Origin of the sequence: Sinorhizobium kostiense (assembly GCF_017874595.1) — a bacterium.
GTDB lineage: Bacteria > Pseudomonadota > Alphaproteobacteria > Rhizobiales > Rhizobiaceae > Sinorhizobium > Sinorhizobium kostiense.
The window spans coordinates 341,014-355,102 of sequence record NZ_JAGILA010000004.1 but is presented as its reverse complement, the minus strand read 5'-3'; the positions used below and the strand labels follow the sequence as shown (position 1 = coordinate 355,102).

Sequence of the window (14,089 nt, the reverse complement as noted above, 5' to 3'; positions counted from 1 at the left end):
GCACCACGGACCGAAACGTTCTGTTGTAATATGTGACGAGCGCACGAGGCCCGAAGAGTTGTCATACGCCCCATCGGGCGGTAGCATTTCGCCCGGATCCGCACGTCTTTGTAGAGGGTCCCGATGTCTTGTCGATAAGAAGCTTCCGATTGAATAGAAGACCTCTCGGATACGAGAGTCATACCCGGAAGCGCGTTTCCATCCGACGCCATTCAATGGCCTCCGGCGATCCATACGGACGGATATACTTGGAGGGAAAGATGAACAAGCGAACGATTACTTTTATTCTCGCAGGCGGCCTGGCCCTCTCTGGCTGCCAATCCGCTATGTTCTCCCCGGGAACGACGGGGGGCGAATTCGGCTGCATCGCCGGAACGGTGGGCGGCGCGGTGGTCGGCGGCCTCGTCGGCGCGACCATCGGTTCCGGCACTGGCCAGCTATGGGCCGTCGGCACCGGCGCCACGTTGGGGGCTGCAGGCGGTAACGCCTTGACCTGCATGTGAGCGAGAGACCCGGATGATAAAATCCACGGTACTGCTGGCTGCATTCGTGTTGCTTGATGCAACCGCGGCGCAAGCTCAGGCCATCAACCAGAGCCAAATGGATCGGCTCGACCGCGACAGGAACGGAGCGGTTGACCGGTCCGAATATCAGACCTTCATGACGTCTGCCTTCACCAATCTGGACAAAAGCAAGGACGGGGCCCTGAGCCGCGATGAGGCGGCACGGATTCTGAACGCGCAGCAGTTCGCCGCCACCGATGCCGATGGCGACGGCAGGATTACCCAGGAGGAGTTCCTGAACCGCGTCATGGCGGACTTCCGAGAGGCGGACCGCAGCGGCGACGGCACCCTGCGGTAACGAGAGTAGGTTTCACATTGCCGCTGCCGCGCCGCGAAGAAAATCCTCAAAGCGCGCGGCAGGCCGTCTGAGCAAGGTCTCGAAGTCGCCGGAGACCCGCGCATAGCGCCCCTCGGCGATGGATTTGCATAGGCTCGAAAACGCGTGGGGCCAAGGCTCGGCCATCTCGTCCAAGGCGCGCTCCAGATAGTCGGCCGGCGCTATGGCGGCGAAGCGCACCGGCCGAGCGAAGACACGGCCAGCCGCGTCGGCGATCTCCTCGAACGAATGGGCAGCCGGGCCGGTCAGTTCAAAGGTCTTGCCTTCGCAGTCGTCGGCGGCAGCGGCCATGGCGAACGCATCGGCCACATCTTCTCGGGCGATCGGCGCGACGCGTGCGTCTTCGAGCGGCAATGACATCTCGCCGCTCGCAATCGCCGGCCGGATCCAATGCGAAAGGATGAAATCCGCGTAAAGGCCGCAGCGCAGAACCGTCCATTTTGTCCCAGAGGCCAACAGCCGGCGTTCCGCATCCCGATAAACGGGCGTGAAGTAGAATGCGGACGACGGCTCGACATCGGTGATGCTCATGAAGACGATGCGGCCGACCCCAGCCGTCGTCGCTGCGTCAATGGCGTTTGCGTGCTGGCGCATCACGGCCCGCGCATTACCGTCCCGCGCAACGAAGACAAGCCTTTCGACGCCGCGGAAAGCTCGCTCCAGGCTCGCCCGCTCGTCATAATTGGCAATGCGTATCGGGACCCCCATATCCTCGACCGAAGCCGCCCGCCGGAAATTGCCCACCATCCCCGAGACGGCATGGCCCTCCTGCGAAAGCCGCCGCAACACGGCGCTGCCGACATAACCCGACGCTCCCGTCACCAGGATCATGGCCGATCTCTGCACAGGGATGAGGGCGAGAAAAGCATCCGCCAAATCCAATTACACTACTGTCGTGTACTGCGCTGTTGCGGCATAAGCTGCAACAGAACCATTAAGTAATATGATTACCTCTGTAAGGCGCGAGTTGCAAAGTCTTAATCGCGATGCCGCTGCGGCGCCAGCGCCATGGTTTGCGCATAGGCCATAGGAGACCGGTTGCCGGGCAGGTTTTCGTCGAGCACGAGGGTCTTCACGTCGTCCGAACGAACGTCGAGGGCTATGACGCGTTCTAGCTTGTCGATCTGCCACACGGCATAACCAAGTTCCGGGACATAGCCGCAATCGCATCCGCAATCGCCACCGTCAATCGCTCGCGGCTCCGAAGGCAGATACATGATCTGCGGCTTCGGCAGCTTGTAGCAATGCCCCTCATAGGCGTAGCCGAATATTACCCCTATGCTCTTGATATAGTGTACTTTGTCATTTTGATAGTTCTCTGATGGTATATTGACATTGACTGGAAGCTCGACCAACCGACCATGACCGTCAACTGCGGTCAGTATTATCTGACTGCGATATATATTTATAAGAGAGGAATTAACCAACCTTTCTACAATTTTAGTTGCGTTAGCAACATCCTCGTCTCTCATCCCAGATTTCTTTAATTCTTCAGTGATTTTTTCAATATCTTCATCCGAGAGCACTAGCTTTCGCAGAGCAGGACGACCATAAAGACGCACTTCGCTGGGATTATAACTATTGTAATTCGGCTTCTCATCAGGATTTGGATTCGTGCCTACACCAGGATGGCAGCAGCAATCGCTCATGTTCCACTCCTTCCTCTCGCTTCATCTTCGACCGATAATCTCACGCCACGCGAAATTGCTATCCAACAACTCGGCCGCCACGCCCCCGGCTGCGGCGACGACCGCCTTTGCCGCCCCTTCGAGCCGCAGCGCGCTCGGATCGAGTCGTCTCAGCGACGCGGCAAGCGCCTGACCGACGGCATCGCGGGCGGCGGTCAGCGCCAGTTCGAAGATCATCGGCCTTGTCTGAAAGGCCTCGGCCGTCGCAGCCCGGAACCGATCGAAGTCGCCTTGATCCAGTTCCCGAAGATCGACATCGAGGAGCCGGCTGTCGGCGCAGCCGCGAGCGACCAGTTCGCGATGATAAAGCTCGACGATGGTGTCGAAGATGGCGCCGACGAAGGGAAGCGCGCGATCGTGCGCCTCGCGGGTCACCTCTGACATACGGCGAAAATTGGTGGCGAGGCGAACCTGGGTCTCGGGGCTCGTCTCCGCAAATCGATTGAGCTCATTAAAAAGCAGGAGGTTGCCTCTCGTTCGCCGCAGCAATCGCTCGATGGCGGAGTCGAAATGCAGGAATGAAATGAGCGACACGGCATCGGAGAAAGCCTCCGAAAACGGAAAGAAGTCGGCTTCGCGCGAGATGCCCGTCGGCACGCCGGTTTCGGAGAGGAGAATGAGATGCCCGACCTCGTGGGCGATCGTGTCGAAATTCAACGCATAGGGCCGCCTTATCCCGTCCCTGTCCGACACGCCCAGTTCGAGAAAACCGTAGCCCGCCTGCGCATTGTCCCAATTCGCCAGGGCGACGATCTCGAGCCGGGGAAACGTCTGATCGAAGAACCAGCGGACCGGCCGCCCGAGATAGCTCTGCCAGATCGAAAGAACAAAGTGCACGCACGCATAGGCATGAACGGCGAGGAACTCCCGCGACTCCGGCGAAATGCTGTCGAAATGGCGGTCCGGCCCGGCTTCTGCCGGCGGACGCGCGGCCCCCTCGAACGGCGGCAGCCGATCAAGGCCATAGGGTCGCTTGTCGAAAAGCGGATCGACGACATACATCGTCGCGTCGCTGGGCCCGGCCCCGATCTCATCCGCGGGGATCGGCAACCAGACGCGGTCCGGTTGTTCATATCCGGGGATGAAGGGAGGTTGGGGAAATATCCAGAAGCGCGTGCCTAAACGGCTGGCACCGGTTTGGAGGGCCTCGTCTCGAAGCAAGCGCATCGCACCATTGCCCCCTCGATTAGAAAATCCGGCGGCTACAATTTATAAGTGTTCACTAATTTTATGTCAATGCCGCTGGCTTCGAGGTCTCTGAGAAAGGTATTGGTCGCGACCCATCCGGCTTCCCGCCGCATCGCTTTCGCTTCTTGCGCAAGTGCCGGCGCAGCCCGCAGCGCGGCGAGCGCATCCCGCCGCTTCTGGCCCACCATCTCATGGCGAAGGCGCTGGACCCTCTCGGCCGGCCAACCTGCCCTGTCCAGCACGGCCGCAAGGGTGCGGTCGCGGAAGTTGAGGCCTCGCGCAGTCACTGTGAGTTCGTCGCGCTCGGCAGGCGTGATGAGCTTGCCGCGCATCAAGACGGAAAAGCTTCGCTGCAGATCGACAAGGGAATCGGTCAGCGGAACAAAGCCAAGCTCCGGCGGTCCGGAATGGACGGCCACGGCATCGTCCGGAGCAAGTCTCCAGCGTCGATACCACCGGTAGATCAGGCCGACGCCGGTCATGCCGAAATCGTTGAGCTCCGCCGCTCTGAGCGCGCCCATGCTGGCGGCGCCGATCATCACGATTCCCTGCGCCATCGCCCAGAGGATTTCCTTGTGGCGAACGGCGGGCCGGTCCTCGAACTGTCCGTCAATCAGCACCATGGCGCGCGGGCGAAAAGCATGGGCGGCGAGCAGGATATCCCCTTGCGCGGCAGGCTGCAGGTAGATGGCGTCGAGCGCATGCTGCGCCTCGCCGAGACGCAGCGTCGGGCCCAGGAAGACCAGGATCGGAGCATCGACCTTCGTGTCGGCCATTTCGCTTCTCACCGCAATTCGAAGAACGGCCGGGCGCCGGCAAGGATGGTTCGCACGCATTCTACGCCGGTTTCATCATCCTTCCCGACCGGCACGGCCAGGATCGGGCCCAACCCTGCGGATGTGACGCTGTCGATTAGCGCTGCGAGGTCGCTCGTCGAGACGATTTCCGCCGCCGCGGTCGTCGGAGGCGTCGCCTCAAGGATAAGCTGGCGAGCCGACGCGACGGCGGCGTCGCGGCTTCTCCTGTAGTGCCTGCGCGTTTGATCGTCACGCGCGCCGGAGATCGCCCCCGCCCGCGCTGCGAGCGCCTCCAGCATGGCGCTCGCAGCCGCCGTCGCAAGGTCGGGGCCGGCCGCGTAGCCTTCGGTCGGAAGCGCCAGGATCGGCTCTCCGGCGCCTGTTTCGATCGTCTGGCACCAGACGACCGGAATGCCTGTCGGTGACGGGGCGAGCCAAAACCCGAAGGAGACGCCGCAGGAACCGGCGACCGACAGGATGTGCGCGACGCCGTCACCAAGATCGGTGGCGGCGATGCGCCAGCGGTCGAAGAAGCCGTGGGTCGCGAAGGCGCGGGCGATGGCGTCGCGCTCGATGCACTCGAACAGTCCATGCAGAAATGCACGGCGGCCATCCCAGTGGCAGGCAAGGCCCGTCGTCGTTCTGAGGAACAGGCCATCATCAGCGGGAGGCGGATCGCTATAGCATGTGTGCACGAGTTCCAGGGGGACCGGCAGCACGGACCCGCTGACGACATCGAGGCCACGGATCCATCGTATCCGCTTCGAGCGCCACGTGTCCCCTCGCCCGCCCGCCAGAAGAGTTTCGAACATTCCGCCGGCAAGACCGAGTTCGGCGGCCGTCGCGACGAGTGTCCGCTCGGCCGGGATCGCCTCCGCAAAGTAGCGCTCGAGCGCTTCCATGACCGCGCCCACCGCTGCCTCCGCTTTCGAGAGACCCCGCCCCAAGGCCGTCACCTCGGAGAGAGCACCGGGCCGGACGGCCTGCACGACCGGAAGCCCGATGCGGTCAAGGCCGGTCAGGTCGCCGATCCGTGTTATCCGTGCACGCCGGCAAAGCGGCACGAGCGCAAGGAAGCGATGCTCGACGTCCTCTGCGCACCGCTCCTGACCGAGGGGTACGTGCAGACCGGAAACGATCGCCCCATGAAGATCGGAAAGGGCTTCGTTGAAGTCCGGTCTTTCAGCCCCTGATGGCAACGCCAAGCTCCCGGATCGACTCCTTGGCGCGCCTTCGCAAGGTCCTTGCTCCCTGGGTTTCGGCGATCTCCACGGCGGAGCGCAGGTCAGCGGCGAGCGCTCCCCCGCGAACCCCGGCTCGCGCATGGAGCATGGCGCGGCATCGGTGCAGTTCCGCCAGCCAGTAGGCATGGCCGGTTTCTTCGGCCTTTGCGATTGCCTCGTTTGCAATGTCGATCGCCGCTTCGAACTTGCCGGCAAGCCCCAGCAAGGTGGCGTGCATGTAAAGATAGATCGGCAGGTCCGCCACCGCACCGAGGCTTCTGAGGAGCGTCAGCCCTTCACAGAATGTGTCGTGCCCGTGTTGAAGCGCGCCCCGATGTGCCTCCGCCCAGCCGCCAAACAAGCGAGACAAGCCGGACAGGGATTGCATCGCGTGCTTTCCGGCAAAATCCGCCATGCGTGCCGAGACATCGGCCAGACGCTCGAAATCTTCGCGGTAGAAGGCGGAGACCGCTTCCGTATCGAGCGAATGCGCCTTGCTCGGCGCGTGTGCGATCCGGTCGACGAAGGCGATCATTCTCGCGAGCGCTGCGTCGGACGCTTTCGTCTGGCCGGTCAGCCACAGGGAGAGCGCCAGCTGGCCGAGACCGCAGACCTTCGCGTCATGACCGCCGAACTCCGTTCGGCTGCTCTTCGCCCTTTTTTCGTCATAGAGGGCGAGCCCCGCCCGGATCGCCTCCTGCGTCTCCCGATGCCGTCCAAGGTTGAAATCGATCGCCCAGATACAATGATTGACCTGAAGCCGGATTTCCGGATCGTCGGCCTTCGCCAGCATCGACTGCACCTCGAGGGCGCGATCATGCATGACGCGAAAATCCGAACCGGTGAGCCACCAACCCCAGTAGATCGGGAACCACTTGGACTGCTCCTCCATCGGCTGCCTGCGGGCGATCTCCACACCGTCTTCGTAAAGCTTGCGTGCGGGCGGTGAATTCAGTCCGACAAGTCCGGTCAGGACGGGGCCAAGCGCCGTCAGCGCCGAAAGCTGCAGCGGCTCGACCGCGCGGCCATCGCCCAATTGCCCGCAAAGAACGACAGCGTGTTCGAGATATTGCCGAGCCTCGATCATCGCCGACCGGCTCGAGCTTTCCTTTCCGGCCGCGATGAACAGTTCGATCGCCTCCTCCAGGAGCCCCGCCCGCTCCGCATGCTCTGCGAGCCTGCCCGTGTCGACCCAGGTCGCCATGCCGCGATTGTGGCTGACGGCGGCATAAAACCGCCGGTGCAACACCTGTCGCTGCTTGCGCAGCAGCGCGTTGTAGATCGTCTCCTGGATCAGCACGTGACGAAAGCCGTAGGCTGTGCGTCCCGGTGCTCTTACGCGCGTCAGGAACCCGGTTTCGCACAGCATGTCGGCTGCACTTGCGATCGCCTTCTTGCCGAAGTCGGGCAGCAGTGCGCGAAGCAGTGGCAACGTCGCCTGGGTACCGGCAACCGCCGCCGCCCGCGCCACGTCCCTCGCCGATCCGAGATGTTCCAGCCGGGCATCGAGTATGGCCTCGAATGCCGACAGATGGGCCGGCTTGATGCTGTCCGCCAGCGAACTCTTGTCGACACCGGCCTTCTGCGCAACCCATTGGCAGATCTCTTCGATGAACAGGGGGATGCCGCCAGAGATTCGCTCCGTCACCTCGAAGAGGTCGGGAAGCATTGCCAAGCGATGCTGCGGCCACTTCGCCTCTATCGCCCTTTTCGTCTCGTCGCGGTCAAGCGGCTGCAAAGACAGGCGCGTGGGTCTTGCCGGGGCCAGCCATTCGCAAGGCATGCCGGGCCGGGACGTAACGACGAGGAAAACTGGATATCGATCGATGATCCGCGCGACCTCGCCAAGCAGGTCTTGGGAAGTCGGATCGATCCAGTGGACATCCTCCACGGCGACGACGATCGGCCCGTTGCGGCAGATTGCCTCCAGCGCGCGGCGCACGGCGCTATGCGCCCTTTCGCGGATCGCCTTGGGGCTCTCGTTCGAAAGAAGCTGGCTCCTCCCCTGCGCGCCAAGCAGATAGGCGAAGACCTGCGTAACCTCCGGATCGAAGATACCATTGCGTTCGAACAGCGCCTGCACGGCGGACGCTGTGGGGCCCATCTGCCCACCCTGCGACAACGCAGCCGGGAAACTGTGCAGCAAGGGATGAAGCGTCGAACGCAGCCCGCCAGGCAGGCACTGAAAGAAGAACAGCTTTGCTCGCCGATCCCGCGTACGCCGGCGCAGTTCCCTGAGCAAACGGGATTTGCCGATACCGGCCTCACCCTGCATGAGAATGGCCGCCCCGTGCCCTGCAAGCACGCCATCCCAGGCCCCGGCAATCGTCTTCAGCTCGTGTTCGCGATTGATGAGCGGACCTGCCACCCTGCCATAGGCGTAGAAACGGTCGACCTCGATCTTGTGTTCGAGCGCACGCCAGACCTTTTCCGGCGCGGCGAAGCCTTTGAGCGCCTTGCTGCCCTGGAACACGAACGCATGCGAGCGGCCGGCGAGATTGCGCGTGTCCTCGGATACGAGAACGCTGTTTGGATCGGCGATTGCCTCGAGGCGGGCAGCCATGGCGAGTGCGGCGCCGGTGACCGGCTCCTCCGTGCCGCTGTCCTGCCACTGATCCCTGACGAGAGCGATCGAGGTGGCAATGCCGACACGAACACGCAAGTCCTCCCGCCTGCCTTCCCGGCCGACACGCTCGCATGCGTCGACGATCGCCAGCCCCGCCCGGATGGCAAGCGACGCCGCATCTCTCGCATCGAGCCCGATCGGAAAGAGTGCGACCCCGCCGTCGCCCGCTTCGTGCTGCATGACGCCGGAGTGAGAGGCGATCGCCTGTTTTGCCGCCCGCTGAAACGTCAGCATCAGTTCCTGGTAGTCTTCGATATCCATGAGATGCAGGAGATCGGTCGACCCGACAAGGTCGTAGCAGAGCGCCGTGACGATGCGCCGCTCGCCCCCATGCGCCAAAACACTGCCTGCGCGTTTGGCGCGGCTGGCCGCTTTCCGTGGTGTGTTGGTCCGGCTTTCGCGCAGCATGCACCACTCCCGCCATCGGCAACGCACTCGTCAGGCGCGCGCTTCGAAAATGTGAAAAGTATAGCGTTCTTGTGTTCTTGATGCCCTCTGGGTGGCTCGCGTGGGGGCGCTCGTCCGTGCCATGCTGCCAAAATGTCAGGTGAAGGCTGACCGTCCGGCGGACAGATGTCAATCGGCGGCAGGTTGCATGCAACCGCTCGTTAGCAATTTAGGCGAAACGCGGTTGCGGCCGCGGCCAACAAGGGTGAACGACTGGGCGATTCGGTGAAAAGGGGCAACTTTTCCTTGTCGACGCCAATTCTATGTTAGTTATAGTTGGCCGCACCGCTATCGGTGCCGCACGAGGAAAAGCAATGCCGTCGACTGGACTGCTGATCAGCTTTCTGATCACCACTGCCGTTTTCGCCTATGTTCCCGGCCCAGCCATGCTCTACGCTGCAGCCCAGACCATGGCGCGTGGGCGCTGGTCCGGCCTGATGGCGGCACTCGGTATCCACATTGGCGGCTATATCCACGTTGCTGCCGCTGCCGCGGGACTTTCAGTCCTCTTTCACGCCGTTCCGACACTGTATCTGGCCGTCAAACTGGCCGGCGCTGCCTATTTGATCTGGCTCGGCATTTCCCTCTTCCGCGCCAGGACGCCGGGCCACGTCGCTTTCCCGCAGGCGCACCGCAAGTCCGGTCAGCGCGCGCTGCTCGAAAGCATCGTCGTCGAGGTTCTCAATCCTAAAACCGCAATCTTCTTCGTGGCCTTCCTGCCGCAATTCATCGACGCGTCTTCGGCGCTTCCCGTCTGGGCGCAGTTTGTCGTCCTCGGGACGATCGTCAATCTGATGTTCACGTCGGCCGACATTGTCTGCGTCATGCTCGCCGGTGCCGTCGTATCGAGGCTGAAGCGCTCATCGCACGCGCAGCGCCTCGTTCAGCGGGCCGGCGGCGTCACCCTCATGGGATTGGGAGCCCATCTCGCCTTGCAAAAAGGCTGATCAGCTTGGCTCCTCACCTAACGATCGTCAGCCGCTCCGCCGCGCGCGTGATCCCGGTGTAGAGCCAGCGTTCCCGCGTGTCGCGGAACGCAAAGCTCTCGTCGAAGAGGACGACATTGTCCCACTGTGAGCCCTGCGCCTTGTGCACGGTGAGCGCATAGCCGTAGTCGAACTCGTCGTAGCGCTTGCGGGTGGACCAGGGGATTTCGCCCTCGACATCTTCGAAGGCCGCCTTCAGGAGCTTGATCTTCGCAGCACCTCGATCCATGTCGTCATCTTCAGGCCGGATCATCAGGTTGATTCCCGGCTTCACGGTTTCCTTCGATGCGCTCATCGCCTGCCAGAGCGAGCCGTTGAGCAAGCCCTTGGCCGGATCATTCCTCAAGCAGACGAGCTTGTCGCCGGATTGCGGATATTCGCTGGTAAAGCCTTTGAGTTCGCGCAAGCGCTGGTTATAGCGCCGCCGGGTGCGGTTGGTGCCGACCAGAACCTGATCGGCCTCCAGCACCAGCGGCTGTGTCACTTCGGCCTTCGAGATGACCTGCGCCGTGCCGTAGTCGCCATGCATGATCTCCTTGCCTTCGCGCACATTCATGGCGAGCTGGATGATCGGGTTGTCGCGGGCCTGGCGGTGGATCTCGGTCAATAGATAATCCGGCTCGTGATTGGTGAAATAACCACCGCCTGATACTGGCGGCAATTGCCCGGGATCTCCAAGTACGAGGATCGGCGTGCCGAAGCTCATGAGGTCCTTGCCGAGCGCCTCGTCCACCATCGAGCATTCGTCGACGATGATCAGCGCCGCTTTCGCGACCGGGCTCTGGCGGTTGATGGCGAACATCGGCGCGATCGACGTCTTGCCGGTCTGCTCGTCCTCCACCTCCTCCTCGCCGCGTGGCCGGTAGATCAGCGAGTGGATCGTCTTGGCGTTGGAGGCACCTTTCGAGCGGAGCACCTGCGCCGCCTTGCCGGTGAAAGCGGCAAACAGCACCTCGCCGTCGACATGCTCCGCGAAATGCCGCGCAAGCGTCGTCTTGCCGGTGCCGGCATAGCCGAACAGCCGGAAAAGCTGTGAGCGGCCTTCTTTCAGCCAGCGCGAAACGGCTTTCAGGGCCTCATCCTGTTGCGGAGCGAACTGCATGACGCGCAGTGTCAGGATTCGGGGGCTCGGCGCAAGCCGGTTTTTCGGCGCCAAGCGCCTGTTTGTCGACCCGCTGTGGCAGATTCTAGCAGTACACCTTGAGCCCCTGCGACCAATGCTGCTAACCAGACAGCCGTTTCAGAACGCGAGCGCGCAGCGCCGACGCGACCCATTGCCGGAGACTGCCCTTGAAGCCGGAACAGCCCGCTACACCGGTGCCGCCGGACAAAACCGGGATTGGCCGCCTGCCGCTCCTCGTACAATGGCTGTTGCTCGGGCTCCTCTCGCTCGTCTTTGCTGTCGCGCTCGAGGCGATCGGGCTTCCGGCCGGCCTGCTCCTGGGGCCGATGGCTGCCGGTGCGATCATCGGCATGAATGGCGGCACGATCCGGCTGCCGCGTCAGTTCTTTTTTTGCGTGCAGTTCCTCCTGGCGATGATGATTGCAGGTTCCATGCGGCCTGACCTCTTCGCCACCTTTTCCGGCAACTGGCCGCTCTTCCTCGCAGTGATCCTGTCAGTCATCGGCGTCAGTACGCTCTCCGGCTGGACGATCACGCGGATGCGCATCTTGCCCGGCACGACGGCGATCTGGGGATCATCGGCGGGAGCTGCCTCGACAATGCTGCTGATGGCCGACGCCTATGGCGCGGATGTGCGGCTCGTCGCCTTCATGCAATATCTGCGCGTCGTCTTTGTCGCCAGCGCCGCGGCCCTGGTCGCCCATCTCTGGGTCAGCGGCGCCGGGACCGAGCCTTCGGTCGGCTGGTTTGCGCCCGTCGAGGGCATCCCTTTTCTTGCGACGCTCGCCGTCGGCATAACGGGCGGCCTCCTCGGCAAGCTGTTGCGCATACCAGCAGGCGGCTTTCTCATCCCCTTCGCGGCCGGTTCGGCGCTCAGCTTGAGCGGAGCGCTGACCATCGAGTTGCCGCAATGGCTGCTGGCGCTCTCCTTCGCGCTGCTCGGCTGGAACATCGGACTAGGTTTCACCCGCCCAATCATCGCGCATGCCCGTCGCGCACTGGTGCCGACGATCATCTCCATCCTCGTGCTGATGGCCTTTTCCGGATTGCTCGCCGTGCTGCTCATAAAGGCGGCCGGTATCGATCCGCTGACAGCCTACCTCGCCACCAGCCCCGGCGGCCTCGATTCGATCGCCGTCATCGCCGCCTCTAGCGATGTCGACCTTCCCTTCGTCATGGCGCTGCAGACGGCGCGCCTGCTGATCATCACCATGATCGGTCCTGCCCTTGCGCGCTTCGTCGCCAATCGCGCCTGAAGAGGTGACCTTCGCTTAGGTGCTGGGCGGCCGTGGGAATAAATCCGCCACTTCCGGTGTCTTGTCATCTGCAAGCCAGTTCGAAACGGTCCGCCTTCGCGCGGCCCCGCCAACGATGGAAAAACTCCGACGAAGGAAGACGCCCATGAGAAGTTTTGCATTAGCCATTGCCATCTCCTTTGCCTCTACCGCCGCGGCTCTGGCGGCCCCGCCGGTAAAGACGGTGGAGAGCGAAAAAGGCCCTGTCCTTGCCGCTGCAAACGGCATGACGCTTTACACATACAGGGACGACCAGAAGGGTGTTTCGGCCTGCTATGATCAATGCGCAAAGAATTGGCCGCCATTCCTGGTCGAAGCCGATGCGACCGCCGAGGGCGTCTATTCGATCGTCGAGCGCAAGGATGGCAGCAAGCAATGGGCGAAGGACGGGATGCCGCTTTATTTCTGGATCAAGGACAAAAAGACGGGCGACGTTACCGGCGACGGGGTAAAGGGCGAATGGGATGTCGCACGGCCGTGATGGTCCGGGGTCGGGTGCAGAGGCGAAAGGCTCTGCACCCGACGAATTCGAGTCAGATGTCCTCGCGCTGATGCCGGCGCTCAGGCGCTACTCGCGCAGTCTCGCCCGCTCGGATTCCGACGGCGAGGACCTGCTGCAGGACTGCGTGGAAAGGGTGCTGGCGCGGCGATCGCAATGGCGAGGCGTGAATTTGCGCGCCTGGGCTTTCACGATCATGACCAACCTCTATCGGAACCGCCATAGACGGCAGGCGCAACATCCCGAAGTGGAACTCGAGGAAGACCTTGCCGCCGAGGAAACAAGCGCCGACCCGATCGAACGGCGCCGTCTCGAGCGCGCGCTGAACCGCCTTTCGGTGGAAAACCGCTCGGTGCTGATGCTGGTGGTGGTCGAGGGTTATCGCTACCAGGATGTGGCGGAGATGCTGGCGATCCCGATCGGAACGGTGATGTCGCGGCTGTCGCGCGCCCGCCGGCAGCTTGCCGAAGCAATGAAGGAAGATAATGTGATTGCCCTGCGGAGACCGAAATGACGGATGACTTCGACACCGTCTCGGAAGACGAACTGCACGCCTATGTGGATGGCCATTTGAGTGAGCCCGAACGGGAGCGGATCGAAACATGGCTGAAAATGCATCCCGCAGAGGCCGAGGAAGTCCGTCAATGGCAGGCGCAGGCGGCAGCGCTGAAGCAGCATTTCGCGGCCTATGCCCGCAGCGACGCAAGCGATCGCCAGCTGGTCATCGCACACAGCCGGTCGACGGAAGCACCCTCAGTGGCACCGCTGCTTCGGCGCGCCGCGGCTGCTCTTCTGATCTTCGTCGCGGGCGCCCTCACCGGCGCCTTCGCCCCGCGCTTTGTCGCGCCGGTCGACCCGCGCGCCTCGACCACCGCCGTCCAATCCCTCTCGGAGCAGGCGCAATCCGCCTTCCTCGTCTATGCCAGCGAGGTGCGCCATCCCGTCGAGGTGGGCTCCGACCAGCAGGCGCACCTGGCGACCTGGCTCGGCAAGCGGCTCGACTACGATCTCAAGCTTCCCGACCTGTCCACGCTCGGCTTCTCGCTCGTCGGCGGCAGGCTCGTCCCGGTCAACGGCACGGCGGGCGCCATGCTGATGTACGAGGACGCTACCGGCCGGCGGCTTACGGTGCTGCTCGGCCGCAACCCGCAAAATCGCGAAACGAGCTTCCGCTTCGCCAGCCATGCCGGCCTCGAGACCTTCTACTGGATCGACCGCGAGATCGGCTATGCGGTAACCGGCGACGTCGCGCGAGACCTGCTCAAGAAGATCGCCGAGGAATGCTACAGGCAGTTCGAGGGGACGTCGGCGTCGTAA

General features: G+C 62.9%; 14 protein-coding genes. 7 read left to right on the top strand and 7 right to left on the bottom strand.

The annotated features are described in order from the left end of the window. Window positions 1-260: 260 nt before the first annotated feature. Window positions 261-503, top strand: a complete 243-nt coding sequence (locus J2Z31_RS16995; protein WP_209602744.1) for a glycine zipper 2TM domain-containing protein — start codon at window positions 261-263, stop codon at window positions 501-503. A 16-nt stretch (window positions 504-519) separates the two neighbouring features. Next, on the top strand, window positions 520-861 hold the full coding sequence (locus tag J2Z31_RS16990; RefSeq protein ID WP_209602985.1) for an EF-hand domain-containing protein: 342 nt from the start codon (window positions 520-522) through the stop codon (window positions 859-861). A gap of 12 nt (window positions 862-873) precedes the next feature. On the opposite strand, the gene J2Z31_RS16985 is transcribed toward J2Z31_RS16990, so the two are convergent. From J2Z31_RS16985 to J2Z31_RS16960, 6 genes are all read right to left on the bottom strand, one after another. Continuing rightward, window positions 874-1,731 carry an NAD(P)H-binding protein gene (locus J2Z31_RS16985; protein WP_209602743.1) on the bottom strand — a complete coding sequence of 286 codons (858 nt, stop codon included), beginning with the start codon at window positions 1,729-1,731 and terminating at the stop codon, window positions 874-876. A gap of 146 nt (window positions 1,732-1,877) precedes the next feature. Then, the gene (locus J2Z31_RS16980; protein ID WP_209602742.1) at window positions 1,878-2,549 is read right to left on the bottom strand and encodes a hypothetical protein; all 672 of its coding nucleotides are present in this window, start codon (window positions 2,547-2,549) and stop codon (window positions 1,878-1,880) included. Between the two features lie 21 nt (window positions 2,550-2,570). Further along, window positions 2,571-3,755 carry a gluzincin family metallopeptidase gene (locus J2Z31_RS16975; RefSeq protein ID WP_209602741.1) on the bottom strand — a complete coding sequence of 395 codons (1,185 nt, stop codon included), beginning with the start codon at window positions 3,753-3,755 and terminating at the stop codon, window positions 2,571-2,573. Between the two features lie 35 nt (window positions 3,756-3,790). Continuing rightward, on the bottom strand, window positions 3,791-4,552 hold the full coding sequence (locus J2Z31_RS16970) for a TfuA-like protein (RefSeq protein WP_209602740.1): 762 nt from the start codon (window positions 4,550-4,552) through the stop codon (window positions 3,791-3,793). A gap of 8 nt (window positions 4,553-4,560) precedes the next feature. Beyond that, complete coding sequence (locus tag J2Z31_RS16965) at window positions 4,561-5,772, bottom strand: YcaO-like family protein (protein WP_234939476.1); 1,212 nt, start codon at window positions 5,770-5,772, stop codon at window positions 4,561-4,563. Then, window positions 5,756-8,830, bottom strand: a complete 3,075-nt coding sequence (locus tag J2Z31_RS16960; protein ID WP_209602739.1) for an ATP-binding protein — start codon at window positions 8,828-8,830, stop codon at window positions 5,756-5,758. The genes J2Z31_RS16965 and J2Z31_RS16960 overlap by 17 nt, the downstream gene beginning before the upstream one ends. A 353-nt stretch (window positions 8,831-9,183) precedes the next feature. Here J2Z31_RS16960 and J2Z31_RS16955 point away from each other — a divergent pair, with 353 nt between their 5' ends. Next, window positions 9,184-9,816, top strand: a complete 633-nt coding sequence (locus J2Z31_RS16955) for a LysE family translocator (protein WP_209602738.1) — start codon at window positions 9,184-9,186, stop codon at window positions 9,814-9,816. A 13-nt stretch (window positions 9,817-9,829) separates the two neighbouring features. Here the strand turns inward: J2Z31_RS16955 and J2Z31_RS16950 are convergent, their stop codons facing one another. Next, window positions 9,830-10,957, bottom strand: coding sequence for an ATP-dependent DNA helicase (locus tag J2Z31_RS16950; RefSeq protein ID WP_209602980.1), 1,128 nt, complete (start codon window positions 10,955-10,957; stop codon window positions 9,830-9,832). Window positions 10,958-11,145: 188 nt separating this feature from the next. Here J2Z31_RS16950 and J2Z31_RS16945 point away from each other — a divergent pair, with 188 nt between their 5' ends. The 4 genes from J2Z31_RS16945 to J2Z31_RS16930 all read left to right on the top strand — a co-directional run bounded on the left by J2Z31_RS16945 (window position 11,146) and on the right by J2Z31_RS16930 (window position 14,089). After that, complete coding sequence (locus tag J2Z31_RS16945) at window positions 11,146-12,234, top strand: AbrB family transcriptional regulator (RefSeq protein ID WP_209602737.1); 1,089 nt, start codon at window positions 11,146-11,148, stop codon at window positions 12,232-12,234. 145 nt (window positions 12,235-12,379) lie between these two features. Continuing rightward, window positions 12,380-12,754: a COG4315 family predicted lipoprotein gene (locus J2Z31_RS16940; protein ID WP_209602736.1), complete on the top strand. Its 375-nt coding sequence runs from the start codon at window positions 12,380-12,382 to the stop codon at window positions 12,752-12,754. Further along, the gene (locus J2Z31_RS16935; protein ID WP_209602735.1) at window positions 12,738-13,286 is read left to right on the top strand and encodes an RNA polymerase sigma factor; all 549 of its coding nucleotides are present in this window, start codon (window positions 12,738-12,740) and stop codon (window positions 13,284-13,286) included. Before J2Z31_RS16940 ends, J2Z31_RS16935 begins: the two co-directional genes overlap by 17 nt. Further along, the gene (locus J2Z31_RS16930; protein WP_209602734.1) at window positions 13,283-14,089 is read left to right on the top strand and encodes an anti-sigma factor family protein; all 807 of its coding nucleotides are present in this window, start codon (window positions 13,283-13,285) and stop codon (window positions 14,087-14,089) included. Before J2Z31_RS16935 ends, J2Z31_RS16930 begins: the two co-directional genes overlap by 4 nt.

Bases quoted from the DNA above. Each gene is read 5' to 3' on its own strand.
- J2Z31_RS16995 (WP_209602744.1), top strand. From the start codon at position 261: ATGAACAAGCGAACGATTACTTTTATTCTCGCAGGCGGCCTGGCCCTC.
- J2Z31_RS16955 (WP_209602738.1), top strand. From the start codon at position 9,184: ATGCCGTCGACTGGACTGCTGATCAGCTTTCTGATCACCACTGCCGTT.
- J2Z31_RS16940 (WP_209602736.1), top strand. From the start codon at position 12,380: ATGAGAAGTTTTGCATTAGCCATTGCCATCTCCTTTGCCTCTACCGCC.
- J2Z31_RS16930 (WP_209602734.1), top strand. From the start codon at position 13,283: ATGACGGATGACTTCGACACCGTCTCGGAAGACGAACTGCACGCCTAT.
- J2Z31_RS16935 (WP_209602735.1), top strand. From the start codon at position 12,738: ATGTCGCACGGCCGTGATGGTCCGGGGTCGGGTGCAGAGGCGAAAGGC.
- J2Z31_RS16970 (WP_209602740.1), bottom strand. From the start codon at position 4,552: ATGGCCGACACGAAGGTCGATGCTCCGATCCTGGTCTTCCTGGGCCCG.
- J2Z31_RS16975 (WP_209602741.1), bottom strand. From the start codon at position 3,755: ATGCGCTTGCTTCGAGACGAGGCCCTCCAAACCGGTGCCAGCCGTTTA.
- J2Z31_RS16985 (WP_209602743.1), bottom strand. From the start codon at position 1,731: ATGATCCTGGTGACGGGAGCGTCGGGTTATGTCGGCAGCGCCGTGTTG.
- J2Z31_RS16950 (WP_209602980.1), bottom strand. From the start codon at position 10,957: ATGCAGTTCGCTCCGCAACAGGATGAGGCCCTGAAAGCCGTTTCGCGC.
- J2Z31_RS16960 (WP_209602739.1), bottom strand. From the start codon at position 8,830: ATGCTGCGCGAAAGCCGGACCAACACACCACGGAAAGCGGCCAGCCGC.
- J2Z31_RS16980 (WP_209602742.1), bottom strand. From the start codon at position 2,549: ATGAGCGATTGCTGCTGCCATCCTGGTGTAGGCACGAATCCAAATCCT.